7 protein-coding genes and 1 riboswitch are annotated in these 13,665 nt (G+C 64.1%); of the genes, 5 read left to right on the forward strand and 2 right to left on the reverse strand.

The window, feature by feature from the left end:
* The first annotated feature begins 63 nt into the window (after window positions 1-63).
* Both PG899_RS03835 and PG899_RS03840 read left to right on the forward strand, forming a co-directional pair.
* Window positions 64-2,157: a TonB-dependent hemoglobin/transferrin/lactoferrin family receptor gene (locus PG899_RS03835; protein ID WP_049047707.1), complete on the forward strand. Its 2,094-nt coding sequence runs from the start codon at window positions 64-66 to the stop codon at window positions 2,155-2,157.
* A 288-nt stretch (window positions 2,158-2,445) separates the two neighbouring features.
* On the forward strand, window positions 2,446-3,585 hold the full coding sequence (locus PG899_RS03840; RefSeq protein ID WP_077095355.1) for a 3-phenylpropionate MFS transporter: 1,140 nt from the start codon (window positions 2,446-2,448) through the stop codon (window positions 3,583-3,585).
* 84 nt (window positions 3,586-3,669) lie between these two features.
* On the opposite strand, the gene PG899_RS03845 is transcribed toward PG899_RS03840, so the two are convergent.
* Window positions 3,670-3,879 (reverse strand): helix-turn-helix domain-containing protein, encoded by a 210-nt coding sequence (locus PG899_RS03845; RefSeq protein ID WP_011704909.1) that lies wholly within the window; start codon window positions 3,877-3,879, stop codon window positions 3,670-3,672.
* Window positions 3,880-3,886: 7 nt separating this feature from the next.
* Window positions 3,887-4,498: a DUF2975 domain-containing protein gene (locus PG899_RS03850; RefSeq protein ID WP_077095354.1), complete on the reverse strand. Its 612-nt coding sequence runs from the start codon at window positions 4,496-4,498 to the stop codon at window positions 3,887-3,889.
* Window positions 4,499-4,717: 219 nt separating this feature from the next.
* Between PG899_RS03850 and PG899_RS03855 the strand changes: the two genes are divergently transcribed.
* From PG899_RS03855 to PG899_RS03865, 3 genes are all read left to right on the forward strand, one after another.
* Window positions 4,718-8,218: a hybrid sensor histidine kinase/response regulator gene (locus tag PG899_RS03855; RefSeq protein ID WP_077095353.1), complete on the forward strand. Its 3,501-nt coding sequence runs from the start codon at window positions 4,718-4,720 to the stop codon at window positions 8,216-8,218.
* A gap of 174 nt (window positions 8,219-8,392) precedes the next feature.
* Window positions 8,393-8,480: riboswitch (cyclic di-GMP riboswitch) on the forward strand.
* 110 nt (window positions 8,481-8,590) lie between these two features.
* Window positions 8,591-11,200, forward strand: coding sequence for a glycosyl hydrolase family 18 protein (locus PG899_RS03860; protein WP_077095352.1), 2,610 nt, complete (start codon window positions 8,591-8,593; stop codon window positions 11,198-11,200).
* A 73-nt stretch (window positions 11,201-11,273) separates the two neighbouring features.
* Window positions 11,274-13,652: a M66 family metalloprotease gene (locus tag PG899_RS03865; RefSeq protein ID WP_190283741.1), complete on the forward strand. Its 2,379-nt coding sequence runs from the start codon at window positions 11,274-11,276 to the stop codon at window positions 13,650-13,652.
* Window positions 13,653-13,665: the final 13 nt, after the last annotated feature.

A 13,665-nucleotide genomic window follows, 5' to 3' on the forward strand; every position in this document is an offset into this window, starting at 1 on the left:
ATCTTTGTTGAGAGGTGGGTAAGATGCCAGCTGTTTGATAACAGTTCTCAATAAGGATTTGCAGTGGCCCATAACAACACCCTATCGCTGGTCGCCCTTGCCGTGGCGGCTGGCCTCGCTTCCCCGGTTTTTGCGGCGGACAAGAAAGCAGATGAAGTCATGGTGGTCAGTGGCTCTCGGATGGAGCAGAAACTGGAGGATGTCTCCGGCCCCATCTCGGTCATCACCGCCGAACAGATTGAAGAGCAGGTGGTGAGCAACGTCGCCGACCTGTTCCGTTACGAGCCGGGCGTCACCGCCCTCGGCGGTGCCGGCGATGCCCAGACCTTCGTCATTCGCGGCATGGGCGAGAACCGGGTCAAGATAGTGCGTGACGGCGTGCGCCAGAACGATGCCTACAAGAACGGCGGCGTGGGCCAGAGCTATTTCGACACCGACATGATCAAGCAGGTCGAGGTGGTCAAGGGACCCGCCTCGGCGGCCTACGGCTCCGATGCACTGGGCGGCGTCATCGCCATCACCACCAAGGATGCGGCTGATTTCCTCAAGGGTCGCGACAGCTACCTGGATGCCACCACCGGTTATGCCTCCAGCAGCCACCAGAAGATGGCCGGCGTCACCGGGGCCCTGCGCGCCGGCGCGTTCGAGAACCTGCTGCGCTACACCTGGCGTGACGGCGGGGTGACCCAGAACTACGACGGCGACAAGAACGAGTTCGACATCGTCAGCCAGGCCGTGCTGTTCAAGAGCCAGTGGAACCTGAGCGATGCCCAGTTCCTCAAGCTGACCGTCGACTACTTCAACGAGGGACAGGACCCCGATGCCGTCGACCTCACCAAGGCGGGCTCGGTCTTCAACCAGCCGATCACCGACAAGGAGACCGACAACCTGTCGCTGGTGCTGGATCACGGCATCGCCCTGAACGCGCCCTGGGTCGATCGCATCGACAGCAAGCTCTACTACGCCCGCACCAAGCAGACCATGGATCAGTACGCCTCTTCCAAATATCCGGTGCGGCCGACCAACCCCTATGTGACTAAGAACTCGCTGGACAACAACGGTTTCGAGCAGAAGAGCCTGGGTGCCCAGCTGAAGTTCAGCAAGGCGCTGGCGAGCCAGCGGCTGGCCTGGGGCCTGGAGTATGAGCACACCGACAACGAGCGGACCCGCTTCAAGGCGCCGACCGTGCCGGGGGATTTCGTCGGCTACAACGAGCTGAGCTTCCCCTCCACCACCACCGAGCACGGCGCCTTGTGGGCGTTCGACGAGCTGAAATTCGGCGAGCGCTGGGTGCTGACGCCGGGTGCCCGCTACGACTACTACCGGATGAACCCGGATCAGGATCCCGCCTACACCGGCGAGAACCTCAAGCGCTTCTCCGAAGGGGAGTTCTCGCCCAAGCTGGGGCTGGTGTTCAAGGCGCACGAGGCGGCCAACCTGTTCGCCCAGTACAGCCACGGCTACAAGACCCCCATGTATGACAACGCGTTCTCCACCCTGAACCACCAGGCATACGGCTATCGCATCGAGCCCAACCCGAACCTCAAGCCCGAGAGCAGCGACGGCATCGATCTGGGTGTGCGCGGCAGTGCCGGCGGCTTCAGCTATGAAGTGGCCACCTTCTACAACAAGTTCGAAGACTTCATCGAACTGGCCGGGGTTGGCACCGAGGGCCGCACCGCGCTGTATCAGTATCAGAACCTGGACAAGGCGACCACCAAGGGGGCCGAGGCCAAGGCGGACTACTGGCTGAACGATCTGGTCAACGTCTGGGGCAACCTCTCCTACATCGAGGGCAAGGATGGCGACGGCAACTACATCAACAGCCTGAGCCCGCTCAAGGGGACCCTGGGTGTTCGACTGGAGCAGCCCAACTGGAACATCAACACCGCCCTGCGCTTTGCCGACGACATGAGCAAGGTGGGCAAGGATGCCAAGGGCAACGACAACATCAAGAGCGCGGGCTGGGGCGTGGTGGACATCTATGCCCAGTTCAAGCCGGTGCAGGATCTGCAGTTCAACGTGGGCGTCTTCAACTTGTTCGACAAGGAGTACGTCAACTACGAGAGCATCACCGGTCAGAGCGCCAGTGCCAGCACCAGCCGCCAGACCGAGCCGGGTCGCAACCTGAGTGCACGGGTCAAGTACGTGTTCTGATGAATGCACACCACGACAAGGGGCCTGCGGGCCCCTTTTTCATGGCGGGGACCGGGCCCCCGATGGCGGACAAAAAGGCGGCCAAAAAGAAACCCGCCGAAGGCGGGTGGAAGGATTGCAACACTAACCAGGAGGAGGTGTTACTCAATAGACACCGGCCTTGTGGCAATAGTTCAATTTTATTGATGTTTTTCATTATTATCTGCGCGGCGTCCCACCCGGGATCGCAGGATCCCCACCGACAAATCGGTTATCATTTGTGCCCCCGTTTCTCAGTGTCGAGGATCTATGCCCGCCTTCTCTTGGTTAGCCCTGTTTTTTGGCGCTTTCTACTTCGTCTACGGTGCCTATCTGCCGTTCTGGTCGCTCTGGCTGGAGGGGATCGGGGTCAGCGCCGAGATGATCGGCCTGCTGCTCGGCGCGGGCATGGCGATCCGCTTTGCCGGCAATCTGATGGTGATGGGGCAGATCAAGGGGGCGGGGCACCTGCTGCCGGTCACCCGCCTGCTCTGCCTGCTCAGTCTGCTGGCCTTCCTCGGCTTTTACCTCAGCCACAACCTCTGGTGGCTGGTGGGGCTGACCCTGGTGGCGAACTTCATCTACCCGACCCTGATGCCGGTGGGGGAGGCGCTGGCCACCCGCATGGTGGTGCAGGCGCACCTCGACTACGGCAAGGTGCGGCTGTGCGGCTCGTTCGCCTTCATCGTCGCCTCGACCCTGGTGGGGGCGCTGGTGGGGAATTTTGGCAGCGACTGGATACTGCACACCATGGTGGCCGGGCTGCTGCTGATGCTGCTGCTGAGCTGGCTGCCGCTGCACCCGGCGCCGCAGGACATTCAGGGCGAACGGGCCAAGGCCTCCCTGCTCGATACCCTCAAATCCCCCCAGGTGCGCCGCTTCCTGCTGATCTCGGCCCTGCTGCAGGGCAGCCACGCCGCCTACTACGGCTTTAGCGCCATGCACTGGAAGGCGGCGGGTTACAGCGGCACCACCATAGGTTATCTGTGGGCGCTGGGGGTGGTGGCGGAGATCGGGATGTTTGCCGCCGACAAGCGCTTTCTCAACCGCTTCGGCGCCCAGACCCTGTTTCTGGTGGGGGCGCTGGGCTGCGTGGTGCGCTGGATCCTGCTCGGTGCCTCCACCGAGCTGCTGGTGCTGGTGGCGGGTCAGCTGCTGCATGCGGTCACCTTCTGCGTCAGTCACCTCGGCGCCGTGCGCTTCATGACCCGCCAGCTGCCGGCCGAGCAGTTGATCCCGACCCAGGCGCTCTATGCGGCGTTGGGGCTCGGCATGACGGTGGCCGCCCTGATGACCCTGTGCGGCCTGCTGTTCGAACCGCTGGGGGGCTGCATCTTCTTCCTGATGGTGCTGGTGGTGCTGCCGGTGTTCGTGCTGCGCCTGCGGGAGGGCGAGCTGAAGGCCGCCTGATGGGCCCTATCCGGTCAGCAACCACATTGATCAGCAACGAACAAGGGGAGCCTAGGCTCCCCTTGTTGCATGGTGACGGCTGGCTCAGGACTCCTGCTCAAAGGCCAGCAGATCTCCGGGCTGGCAGCCCAGTTCGCGGCAGATCGCCTCCAGGGTGGAGAAGCGAACCGCCTTGGCATGGCCGTTTTTCAGGATGGAGAGGTTGGCCTCGGTGATGTTGACCCGCAGGGCCAGCTCACGGGCAGTCATTTTGCGTTCGGCCAGCAGGGCATCGAGTCGGATGATGATGGGCATGGGTTCCTCACACCGTCAGTTGTTGTTCATCGGCCAGCCGCTTGGCCTCGCGCATCACCAGCGCCAGCGCCGATACGATCAGCCCGGCCAGCAGCAACTGGAAGTCCGATGAACCTATTTTTATCTGGCCGTGCAGCTCGGGGCCCGGCAGGGTGAGCACTAGGTCCAGCAGCGGGGTGGTGATGATTTTGGTGACGAAACTGACACAGAGCAGCAGGCCGATCAACTGGTAGCGGCGGATCTGGCTGAAGGTGAACAGCATGGCCTGCCGATAGCCGCGAAACAGCTGGAGCAGCTGCCACAGCATCAGCATGAACACCAGATCCGGCAGCAGCATCACCAGGGTGCCCAGCAGGCGGGTGCCCAGGCTGAGGGGGTAGTCGGCAATCGAGGGGGCGGTGCTGGCCAGCGCCGGCTGTGCCATGGTCAGGGGGACATGGTTGAGCACCGAACTGTCTTGCACCGCCAGTGCGTCGATCAGCTCCTGCTGCAGGTAGTCGCTGCCGCCGAGCAGTTGGGACCAGACTCCCATGATCGTCATGAGCGGGGTGGCCAGCAGGGCGAACAGCAGGATCCATTCGATCAGATTGCTCATGCGTTCGAGCTTGTTGTGTTTCATCGCTTACCTCTTGGAGTGAAAGGGTGGGCCACGCGCAGCACCGAATTATTGTTTATCAATAAACACAGCCAGATGTTTATCGTTTTTCGATATTTATTCAACCGTTTTTTATTGAAAAACGATAAATTCTTGCTGCAATAAGAAGATGACATTTTTCGGGCGGCTCTCTAGACTGGCTGCTGCTGCGCTTGAATCTTCAACACGGACAAGAGGTTACAGATGCACCAGGGATGGTTGCTGATCGGATTGTCGCTCTCCTATCTGGGGCTGCTGTTTCTGATCGCCTACGTGGCGGACAAGAACAAACGTCGCCGTTTAAAGGGGCAGCCCCTGCTCTACAGCCTGTCGCTGGCGGTCTACTGCACCTCCTGGACCTTCTTCGGCACGGTGGGCCAGGCCAGCGAGTCGCCTTGGTCACCGGTGCCCATCTATCTGGGCCCCATGCTGGTGTTCCTGTTTGGCTGGCGCTTGCTGGCCCGCCTCATCCTGGTGGCCAAGCGCGAGCACATCACCTCCATCGCCGACTTCATCGCCGCCCGTTACGGCAAGTCCCAGCGCCTGGCCATGGTGATCGCGCTGATCGCCATCATGGGCATACTGCCGTACCTGGTGTTGCAACTGAAAGCCATCGTCACCGGGCTGGATCTGCTGATGGCCAACTCTGTGCCTGCCGGCCCCACCGGCAATACCGCCGGGCTGGCCCTCGGCGTGGCCCTGCTGCTGGCCCTGTTCAGCATCCTGTTCGGCACCCGCCATCTGGACGCCACTGAGCACCACCGCGGCATGGTGGTGGCCATCGCCTTCGAATCCGTGGTCAAGCTGCTCGCCTTCATGGCGGTGGGGGGCTTTGCGCTCTGGCTTATCCTCAGCAAGCCGAGCCAGGCCCGTACCCTGGTGGCCAGCGACTTTCTCGATGCGGTGGTGGCGGTGACGCCGGGCAGCCTGCTGGAGCTCGCCATCTACACCCTGGTCGCCATGTGCGCCGTCATCTGCCTGCCGCGCCAGTTTCACGTGACCGTGGTGGAGAACAACCAGGGCCAGGATCTGCACTGGGCGCGCTGGCTGTTTCCGCTCTACCTGTTCGTGATGGGGCTCTTCATCTGGCCGCTGGCGCTGGCGGGCAAGCAGTGGGTGGGGGCCGGCATGGCCTCGGATACCTATGTGATCAGCCTGCCCATGTCGCTCGGTTTCGACGGCATGGCGCTGCTGGCGTTTCTTGGCGGCACCTCGGCGGCCACCGGCATGGTGATCGTCTGTACCATCGCGCTGGCCATCATGGTCAGCAACGATCTGGTGCTGCCGGTGCTGCTGCGCCGCTTCTGGCAGCAGGGACGGGACGAGCGGCTGGTGCGCCTGCTGCTGCAGGTGCGCCGCGGCGCCATCCTGCTGATCCTGCTGGCGGCCTGGGGGCTCTACCTCTGGCTCGGGGATCTCACCAGCCTGTCGCGCATCGGCTACCTGTCGTTCGGCGCGGTGGCCCAGTTTGCGCCGGCGCTGCTGCTCGGCCTCTATTGGCGGCACGGCAACCGCAAGGGGGTCTACCTCGGTCTCGCCCTCGGGGTCAGCCTCTGGTTTGCCACCCTGCTGGCGGAGAGCGGCCTGCTGGCCGGCTCGCCGCTGGCGGCCCTGCTGGCGCCGCCCGACTGGCCCGCGTTTCGCGATCTCAGCCTGGGGGCCTGGTGCATCTTTCTGAGCCTGCTGCTCAACCTCATCGGCTATGTGGCGGGCTCCCTGCTGTCGCAGGCGGCGGTGAGCGAGCGGCTGCAGGCGGCCAACTTCGTCGGCAAGCCGAGCCGCGACACCACGGCGCTCTATCAGGCGCGGGTCTCGGTCAAGGAGCTGGAGATGCTGGCGGCCCGTTTCGTCGGCTCGAGCCGGGTCAAGCGTGCCTTCGGCCGCTTCGCCGGCGAGCGGGGCGGCACTCTGGCGCCCCAGATGCAGGCCTCCGCCGAGCTGATTGCCCACACCGAGCGGCTGTTGGCCGGGGTGTTCGGCACCTCGTCCGCCCGCCTGGTGCTGGCCTCGGCCCTGCAGGGGCGCAACATGCAGCTCGAAGAGATCGCCACCATAGTGGACGAGGCCTCCGACGTGTTTCGCTTCAACCGCGGCCTGCTGCAGGGAGCCATCGAACACATGGGGCAGGGGATCTCGGTGGTGGACCGGGAGCTCAAGCTGGTGGCCTGGAACCGGCGCTACATCGAGCTGTTCCACTATCCGCCCGGCCTCATCCAGGTGGGCCGCCCCATCGAGGAGATCATCCGCTACAACGCCGAGCAGGGGCTGTGCGGCCCCGGCGATGTCGAGGCCCATGTTGCGCGGCGGGTCGCCTTCATGCAGCGCGGCAGCCAGCACATTTCGGCGCGTGAGCGCCCCGATGGCCGGGTGATCGAGATGCAGGGCAATCCCATGCCGGCGGGCGGCTTCGTGATGACCTTTACCGACATCACCCCGTTTCGCGACGCCGAGCGAGTGCTGCGGGAGGCCAACGAACACCTGGAGGCGCGGGTGGCCGAGCGCACCCACGAGCTCTCCGAGCTCAACCGCCAGCTGCTGCTGGTGAACCAGCAGGTGGAGCGGGCCAACCACTCCAAGAGCCGCTTCCTGGCGGCGGTGAGCCACGATCTGACCCAGCCCCTCAACGCCGCCAAGCTGTTTACCTCCTCCCTGCTGGAGATGCTGCCACCGGCGGACGAGCCGGCCCGCATCGCCCGCCACATCGACGATGCGCTGGGGGCGACCGAGGATCTCATCACCGATCTGCTCGACATCTCGCGGCTCGAAGCGGGCAAGTTCAAAGCCAAGAAACTGGATTTCGCCCTGCGCGACGTGTTCGACAACCTCAAGGCGGAGTTCGGCGTGCTGGCGCAGGCGGGGGGGATCCAGTTCTCGGTGGTGGAGAGCGGTGTGGCGGTCTACAGCGACGTGCGCCTGCTGCGGCGGGTGCTGCAAAACTTCCTCACCAACGCCTTTCGCTACAACCCGGGCGGCCGGGTGCTGCTCGGCTGCCGCCGGCTCGGCGACAAGGTGCGCATCGAGGTGTGGGACAACGGCCCCGGCATTCCGGCCGACAAGCAGGAGGCGATCTTCGACGAGTTCTCCCGCCTCGATCACTCCCGCACCGCGCGGGAGCAGGGGCTGGGGCTCGGCCTTGCCATCGCCCGCGGCATCGCCCTGGTGCTCGGCCACAATCTGACCCTGCGCAGCTGGCCGGGGGCGGGCTCGGTGTTTGCCATCACCCTCAATCTGGCGACCCGTCCTGTCGCAACGACGCAGGTGGCGGCCCCCACCCAGCGCGACAGCCAGCTGGAGGGGATCCGGGTGCTCTGCATCGACAACGAGAGCGACATCCTGATCGCCATGCACTCCCTGCTGGGACGCTGGGGCTGCGAGGTGGTCTGTGCCCAGAGCCTGGCCCAGGCGGAGGATCTCATCGCCGGCGGCTTCCTGCCGCAGCTGGTGCTGTCCGATTACCATCTGGACGACGGCAAGACCGGGCTGCAGGCGCTACACATGCTGCGTCTCGCCCACGGCAACGACATCGGCGGCATCATCATCAGTGCGGATCGCAAGAGCGAGCTGCAGGCGCAGATCCGCAAACACGGCTACGGCTACATCAGCAAACCGGTCAAGCCGCTCAAGCTGCGGGCGCTGATGAACAGCATCTTGCGGCCGGCCAAACTTGATGATGATCACGAAACCGGGAATTCGTCCGAATTTTAATCGACGGCTCCCAGCCGACAAGATCGGCACTTTCTGACACAAAAAAGTGCATTTTCTTCTCGTTTGAGGCTCACTTTCGATAAAAAGTGGTTTATTAATAACCGCTCGGGGGTTTGCCCTCCCTCCTTTGACTCCCTTATAGTCAGGTCGCGATTATTTTTGTCGCAAATCAAGTTGTGCAAAAGGCAAACCGGATGAAAGTCCGGGACGCAAAGCTTCCGGTCTAAGGGTCAGCAGTACCTAAGATAGCGGGGCCACCACAGGTTGTTTCGTCCATGGGCCAAGCCATGGTGCGATGTTGTCTGCGTTACCTGTCAGGTTGCGTTGCCTTTTTCGTTATCTATTCCAAGAACGAAATAAGGATATTCAACTATGTTAAGTCCAAAACCCTCCGTACTGGCGTTGTTGGTCGGGGGTCTGTGCGCCTCCTCCGCCTTCGCCGCCGCCCCCGGCAAACCCACCATCGGCTGGGGCGAAACCAAGTTCGCCATCGTCGAAGTGGATCAAGCCGCCACCTCCTACAACAAGCTGGTCAAGGTGCACGCCGATGGCGCGCCGGTCAGCGTGAGCTGGAACCTCTGGTCCGGTGATGTCGGCCAGACCGCCAAGGTACTGCTCGACGGCAAGGAGGTGTGGTCCGGTGCCGCGTCCGCCTCCGGCACCGCCAACTTCAAGGTCACCAAGGGGGGCCGCTACCAGATGCAGGTGGCGCTGTGCAACGCCGACGGCTGCACCCTCTCCGACAAGAAAGAGATCCTGGTGGCCGACACCGACGGCAGCCACCTGCTGCCGCTCAAGGCGCCGCTCAAGGAGAACAACAAGCCCTACGTCAACAAGACCGGCAAGGTGATGGGGGCCTACTACGTGGAGTGGGGGGTCTATGGTCGCAAGTTCACCGTGGACAAGATCCCGGCCCAGAACCTGACCCACATCCTCTACGGCTTCACCCCGATCTGCGGTGGCAACGGCATCAACGACAGCCTGAAAGAGATCTCCGGCAGCTTCGAGGCGCTGCAACGCTCCTGTGCCGGCCGCGAGGACTTCAAGGTCTCCATCCACGATCCCTGGGCCGCCATCCAGATGGGGCAGGGCAATCTCACCGCCTATGACGAACCCTACAAGGGCAACTTCGGCAATCTGATGGCGCTCAAGAAGGCCTATCCGGACCTGAAGATCCTCCCCTCCATCGGTGGCTGGACCCTCTCCGACCCCTTCTTCTTCTTCGGTGACAAGACCAAGCGCGACACCTTCGTCGCCTCGGTGAAGGAGTATCTGCAGACCTGGAAATTCTTCGACGGGGTGGACATCGACTGGGAATTCCCGGGGGGCCTGGGGGCCAACCCCAACCTCGGCAGCCCCTCCGACGGCGAGACCTACGTGCTGCTGATGAAGGAGCTGCGCGCCATGCTCGACGAGCTGAGCGCAGAGACCGGCCGTACCTATGAGCTCACCTCCGCCATCAGCGCCGGCGGTGACAAGATTGCCAAGGTGGACTATCGCGCCGCCCAGCAATACATGAATCACATCTTCCTGATGAGCTACGACTTCAACGGCGCCTGGACCAACACCGGGCTGGGTCACCAGACCGCGCTCTATGAGTCGAGCTGGGATCCCAACACCAAGTACACCACCGACAAGGGGGTCAAGGCGCTGCTGGGTCAGGGCGTCGAGCCGGGCAAGGTGGTGGTGGGTGCCGCCATGTATGGTCGCGGCTGGACCGGCGTCAGCGGGTATCAGGGCAACAACCCCTTCACCGGCACCGCCACCGGCCCGATTGCGGGGACCGAAGCGGAAGGGATCTGGGAGAAGGGGGTCATCGACTACCGCGGCATCGCCAAGGGCAAGATGGCCGGCGACTGGCAGTACAGCTATGACGAAGTGGCCGAGGCACCGTCCGTGTTCAAGGCTTCCACCGGTGAGCTCATCACCTTCGATGACGAGCGCTCGGTCAAGGCCAAGGGGCAGTACGTGCTGGCCAACCAGCTCGGCGGCATGTTCGCCTGGGAAATCGACGCCGACAACGGCGACATTCTCAACGCCATGCACGAGGGGCTGGGCCACGGCGATAGCACACCGCCGGTCAACAAGCCGCCGGTGGCCAACGCCGGCACCGATCTCGCGGTGACCGGGCCGGCCCAGCTGGTGCTGGACGGTTCCTCCTCCCGCGATCCGGAAGGGGCGGTGCTGAGCTACAGCTGGGCCCAGATCTCCGGTCCCAAGGCGACCCTGAGCGATGCCACCCAGGCCAAGGCCAAGGTGAGCGTCGATGCGGTGAGCCAGGACGTCAATCTGGTGTTCGAGCTGACCGTGACCGATGACCACAACCTTAGCGCCAAGGATCAGGTGGTGGTGACCAACAAGGCGCCGCAACCCAACCTGCCGCCGGTCGTCACGGTGCAGGACAAGGTCTCGGTGCAGGCTGGCAAGCAGGTGAGCATCACCGCCAGCGCCACCGACCCCAATGGCGACACCCTGAGCTATCAGTGGAGCGTGCCGGCCGGGGTTACCGCCAGCGGTCAGAACAGCAAGACCCTGGTGGTGACGGGCCCCAGCGTCACCGTGGAGACCGGTTATGACCTCACCGTCACCGTGACCGACGGCGCCCTGGATGCCCAGGGCAAGACCCGCCTCACCGTGACCCCGGTCAGCGGTGGCGGCGACTGCAACGCCACCGATCCGGATGCCGCCAACTGGCCGGCCTGGAAGGCCTCGACCACCTACAACGGTGGCGAGAAGGTGAGCCACAACCAGCTGGTGTGGCAGGCCAAGTACTGGACCCAGGGCAACGAACCGAGCCGCACCGCCGATCAGTGGAAGCTGATAAGCCAGGTGCAGCTGGGCTGGGATGTCAGCGTCGCCTACAACGCCGGTGACGTGACCACCCACAACGGTCGCCAGTGGAAGGCCCAGTACTGGACCCGCGGCAACGAGCCCGGCAAGCACGACGTCTGGCAGGACATCGGCGCCGCCAGCTGCAAATAACCTCACCGTCAAACCCATCGGGGCATGCCAGGCATGCCCCCTTTTTTCCCCCATAACAACAAAGAGCACCACCATGACCACATGCACCACACGTCTTGCCTGCCTGATCGGCGCAGCCCTGGCAAGCGGCCCGCTGCTGGCCGCCGTTCAGCCACCCACCCCGCTGGTTTTTGACGCCACCCGTCCGCAGAACGATCTGCAGGGGTCGCTGCTGGCCGGCGTCCAGTTTGCCCAGAGCCAGATCCTGCCGGCCCACCCGCGGGAGGGGGACAACCAGCCTCGCCTCACCGCCCTGCGCAAGAGCCTGCTGCTGGTGCGCCCGCTGCAGGCCGGCAACCAGGCGCCGCTGGCGCTCGAGGCCCGCGACGGCGCCGGCAAGCTGCTCGGCAGCCTCACGCTGGATCCGCCCTCCCGCCTGCCCAAGACCGCCTACTACCTGGAAGGAACGCCGGAGGAGGGGGTCGACTTCACCCCGGGCCCCGGCACCAGTGCCGTCATCAACAGCAGCAGCGAGCTGGCCAGGCTGAGCGATCCGAGTGGCGCCTTCCTGCTCGGCAAGCTGCAGCCTCATGCCCTGGTCACCATCCAGACCGCCGACGGCCGCTGGGTGCGCGACATCTTCTTGCCCCGCGGCGCAAGCCTGGAGGGCAAGATGGTGCGCCTCGCCTCCAATGCCGGCTACAACTCCACCGTCTACTTCAGTGGCCGCCAGGTAACAATCTCCCGAGGTCAGAGCCAGCAGTTCAAGTTCGTACGCGGGCAGTGGATCCGCGATGGCGAGCTGGAAAACAACGGCATCACCTATGCCAGCGATGCCTGGAGCGCCGTGCTGCCGGCCGAGTGGATCCTGCCCGGCCTCACCCTGCGCCTGAGCCAGGGGGATCTGAGCGGTGAGCTGAACGACCTCAAGGTGGGGGCGCCGGGGGAGCTGCTCATTCACACCATCGACATCGGCATGCTGACCAGCCCGCGCGACCAGTTCGCCTTTGCCAAAGATAAAGAAGCCCAGCGGGAGTATTTCCAGACCATTCCCGCCAGCCGGCTCATCGTCAGCCAGTATGCGCCGCTGTCGTTGCCGGAAGTGATGCTGCCGGATGGCACCCTGCTCACCGATTTTGATCCGAGCGAAGGGGGCTGGCACAGCGGCACCATGCGCCAGCGCATCGGCAAGGAGCTCATCTCCCTTGGCATCGACAATGCCAACTACGGCATCAACAGCACCGCCGGGGAGGGGGAGAACAGCCATCCCTACGTGGTGGCCCAGCTGGCGGCCCACAACAGCCGTGGCAAGTATGCCAACGGGGTGCAGGTGCACGGCGGCTCCGGCGGGGGCGGCATCGTCACGCTCGACGCTTCCCTTGGCAACGAGTTCAGCCACGAGGTGGGCCACAACTACGGTCTCGGCCACTACGTGGGCGGCTTTGCCGGCTCGGTGCACCGCAGCGCCGATCAGATCAATGCCACCTGGGGCTGGGATGGCGACAAGAACCGCTTCATCCCCAACTTCTTTGCGAGCCGCAGCGGCCAGAGCGCCTGCCTCGATGGTCAGTGCCAGGCGCCGTTTGACGGCCGCAAGTTCGGCTTCGACGCCATGGCCGGCGGCGAGCCGCTCTCCGGCTTCAACCGCTTCACCCTCTACACCCCCAACTCGGCCGCCATCATCCAGCGCTTCCTCGAGAGCAAGGCGGTGTTCGACGCAGCGTCCCCCACCGGCTTCAGCAAGTGGAACGAAAGCCAGGCCAGGATGGAGCCCTACCGCCACCGGGTCGACCTCGCCGAGCAGATCACCGCGCCGGTGAGCGATCTGGGAGAGGTCAAGCTGGCCGCCCTGCTGGCCGAGTACGATCTGGTCAAGGTGGCCATGTGGGATGGCAACTGGACCCGCAACATCCAGCTGCCGGCCGCCTCGGCGGTCAATCGTGGCCGCATTGTCAGCATCGACCACAACGCCGGCTACAACAGCACCCTCTTCATCAACGGCCAGCAGATCACCGTCTCGCGCGGCTTCAAGAAGAGCTACCGCTCCGACGGCAGCCGCTGGAACGAGGGGGCGCCGACGGATCTGGCGGCTGATCGCAAGCCAGCCGTCTTCGGCGTGCCGGTGACCACCCTGGTCGGTTACTACGATCCGCAGGGGCAGCTGCCGAGCTACCTCTATCCGGCCCTGCACGGTGCCTATGGCTTTGCCTATGGCGATGACGGCGAGCGGCTCGGCAACAGTGATTGCCAGCTGCAGGTGGAGACCCGCGACGGCCTGCTGCGCTTCAAGCTGGCCAATCACCGGCTGAGCGCCAGCGTGATGAACAAGTTCCACGTCAACGTGCCGAGCGCGAGCGAACCGCGCAGCGCCAGCGTGCTGTGCCGCAACCAGTCACAGGCCGAGGCCCAGCTTGCCCCGGCCCCGGTAGGGCTTGGCTACACGGTCAACGGCATGCCGCTGGCGGCACGCTGAGTGTTTTTCTCCT

The sequence above is a fragment of the Aeromonas sp. QDB39 genome, from assembly GCF_027707585.1.
In the GTDB taxonomy this organism is placed as follows: domain Bacteria; phylum Pseudomonadota; class Gammaproteobacteria; order Enterobacterales; family Aeromonadaceae; genus Aeromonas; species Aeromonas hydrophila.